General features: G+C 40.9%; 2 protein-coding genes. Both read right to left on the minus strand.

Going from position 1 to position 3,588, the window contains the following annotated elements:
- The coding region (locus ACFE93_RS34185) for a pentapeptide repeat-containing protein (RefSeq protein ID WP_375480514.1) at window positions 1-2,435 on the minus strand (2,435 nt) is incomplete at its 3' end.
- Between the two features lie 463 nt (window positions 2,436-2,898).
- Window positions 2,899-3,588 (minus strand): tetratricopeptide repeat protein (locus ACFE93_RS34190; protein ID WP_375480516.1); only part of this gene is annotated, 690 nt, incomplete at its 5' end.

Raw genomic sequence — 3,588 nt, forward strand, 5'->3', positions numbered from 1 at the left:
CCTTGAAGATTTGCCTTTTGAAGATCCGCCCCTTGAAGATTTGCCTCTTCAAGATATGCTCCTTGAAGATTTGCCTGATAAAAGTCCTTAAAAACTAAAATGCAACCTTGCAAATCCAAAAAACTCAGGCAATTCAAGCAAAACACATCACTATAAGTATTGATTCTTTGCCCTTGCAAGCGGGAAATCCAGATACTGAAAGCTTCAGGAGTATGCCATTGAATCTTTGAAACTGTTTCTGTCACTTTAGCACAAGCATTTAAGACAGCCAACAATGCTTCTTCTGCATTTCGTGCTTGTCTATTTTCTTCTTGAAAATCAGGTCTGGGATTTAAGCGTTCCATCGGCATTCCATGACGTAACATAAAACCAATCAGATGGCATAATGTCTGCTGCCAATTGCTAACATCCGATGCATTTTGTAAACGCATTTCATCTGCAACAAACTTAAAAAGGTATTTATCCATAGGGGATGCACCGCAAAGAATTGCCCACCTTTTTAAAGCCTCGCGCTCATCCCATCCTTCATCTGGATCTTCCTGGCGATCCTTTAGTTTTTTATGAATGAGTCTAACTTCTCGCACGATGCGTTTTGCTGTCAAATATTCACCAAAACTTTTGTGAGTAAATTCAAAAGTTTTTTCTTGTTCTTTAACTCCACTCTCACGAAAATAAAAGGCAGTCAAAAGACGAGTTACGCCTAATTTGGCACTTTCCTGAAACTTGTCTAAAAGACTCTTTAAACTGCTGTTTTCACAATGGGCTTCAATCTCTCTGACTGTCGTTGTTCGTCCATCTCCATGCCAAGAAGCTAAAGCAATTTCTTCTAGGATGCGAACAAAGTCTTTTTCTTCAATTCCCCGAATAGCCGGATGTTGATAACCAGCCCAACCGCGCTGATAAACGGCTGTGAGCAAATTTGCATAAATTGCATTCAGGTTGCCGTGTGTAGGAAATTTGTTTTGCTGGTCAAAACTTAATGCTACCAGGTAATTCAGCAAGGGTTGGGCAGTAATTTCTGTGAGATTATTTCGGTTTAACTCTTTTGGTAAGCAATCATATCCCCGTCCGCTAGCATTGCCGTATTTCTGCCACCAAATCTGACGTTGATCTTGCTGCAACAACTTTTGCTTATCAATGTAATTCTCCCTCTCATATTCAGTAACAAAATAAGGTAAGATATGCAAGATTTGCTGTGGTTGGCGAAAGTCGCTACTATTTGCTTGTACTACCAATTCTCGACCACTGATCAATACTTGTAAGCAAGTTTCACGCCCATTAAACCGCTCTACTTTTCTTTGGACTTCCCGCACAAATTGTTGAGCAATTTCAGTGGCAATTTTGCCCTGCATGGCAAGCTCATCTAAACCATCGAAGATAATCAGTAAGCGTGAATCAGCTTTATCTTTATCTAGCGGGTTATATCTGAGAAAGCCATCGTCTCGGACAAACTTACCAACTGCATCAACTAAATCATCCGAGGGTTCAAAATGGTGTAAAGGTATAAATAGAACCGGAGTTTTCCCTTTTTCGGCTTGGTTAGCTGCAAAGATTTTGGCAAAGGAAGATTTACCACTTCCTGGGCCACCACTAATCACTCTAATGGCATCATGGCGATCGCCTTTTTTTAACCAAGCTTCTAGTGCAATTTCTAAGTCAATAACAACCCGCTGATATTTCTCATCTTCTCTCACCCGGTATTCAAATTCTTCTGACTTTTCACCCGCAACTTTCTGCTTATAGTAGGCGTGTAAGGGAACATAAACCTGTTTTAAACCAAAGGCTTCTAAAAGCATCGGTTCTTCAATCTGTTTTTGTAGCCAAGCTAAATAACGTTGCCATAACTGTTCCTGTTCATTGGCTTGAGTAAAAGGGGTATCGAGTTCTGCTTTTAAACAAGCATATTTTTCTGGATGTTTTGCCCACTCTTCATGTAGGGCATATACAAAATAGGTAGGAAGACGATGACTAATTGTTAGTGCCTGCGCTTGATTGACGCTAAAGTATTTTAACCAGTCGGCAAAAGCAGTTTTAATCGCTTCCAGAATCGGTAAATCTTTGGGACGGTTAAAAAAATCTTGGTCAATACGCAATTCTATACTTTCTAGGGAATCGTTGAGGCGATCGCACAATAGCTCAAGATCACTCTGGTTTGGTTTTGCAAACAGTAACTCTTGATTTCCTTTCACCAAACTCACTATTGCTTTTACCAAAGAACGGTAAATTAGTAACCAAGCAACTTCCTCTGGTGCTGCTGCTAAACCAAGTGCTGCTGTAGCTTCCACAGCATCTTTGGCTACCTCTTCCCATTTACCCAAGACCCCATCAATCACACCTTTGCTTAGTGATTTGAATAGTTCCTTAAAGTCAGCTTTAATCGGTTTATTCCATAATGCAACAGGTTTGCTGACTGAAAATCCAGAGGTATTGCTCATAGCTGTTGTATGATGCTGGTAGATGTTGGTAGATGTACTGAGTCAATATATAGGAATCCGGTTTTATTTCTGAATTTACTTGCGTGGACAGGGAACAGAGAACACGGTACAGGCTACAGAAAAAAAAGGGATAGATACGTACTGAGTCTTGTTCAAAAATCAAATAGGAATCCTATATTGGATTTTTGAAATATACATACGACGCAGTTTTAGCGAAAGTACCAGATATTGAACCGGAATCTTACGATCAATTACATACAGCTTAATAATAAAGCGATCGCAAAGCAGTTTGTCATGAGAAAGACAAAGTAGTAGTAGCGTAGGCTAGCAAAACCGCAGGCATCGCTTAACATTTGTATGCAACAATCGCCTACAGCGTCTCATTAGAAGGGCACTGTTGTAAAAGCGTAGGTGTAGCCCGCCGCAGGCATCGCTTCACAATTTATACTGAAAATTATCTGGTCTAAGTTAGAGAAGACTGCAACAACTGTCGCATGGATATAGCTTGCAGATGGTCAGGGAAGACAGTTAAAAAGTTATTTAGGTCTTGGATAGCTTCACGAATAGATTCTGAGGAAGCACCTTGAGATAAAACATGGCGATATGACCGCTCTGCTGGTTGATTATATTGAGCAGCTAAATAGTAAAGGGCTAAATTAAAGGCATTATTCCAGTTTTGGGGATCTTTATCGTAATGCTGTTTAGCAAGCCTGATCGCAAGTGATAAATCAGCCCATGCTTTGTCTGGTTGGTTAAGGGCTAGGTAAGCTAAAGCGCGATTATACAATTTCCAATTACTGTCAGAATCTAAATCAATAGCGTAATTGAAATCTGCAAAAGCCTCATTATACAGTTTAAGCATTAGGTATGTTTGACCGCGATTTGCGATCGCCGAGGCAGATTTGGGGTCAAGTTCAATGGCGCGGTCAAAGTCTTGTAGAGCTTCGCTGTATTGCTTCATTAAGCGGTAAGTATCACCGCGAAGTGCGATCGCCCAGTCAAGCTTGGGGTCAAGTTCAATGGCGCACTTAAAGTCTTGTAGGGCTTCGGTGTAACGCTTCATTAAGCGGTAAGTTTCACCGCGATTTGTGATCGCCCAGGCAGATTTGGGGTCAAGTTCAATGGCGCGGTCAAAGTCTTGTAGAGCTTCGGT

This window comes from uncultured Nostoc sp., from assembly GCF_964247315.1.
Taxonomy (GTDB): Bacteria; Cyanobacteriota; Cyanobacteriia; order Cyanobacteriales; family Nostocaceae; genus Nostoc.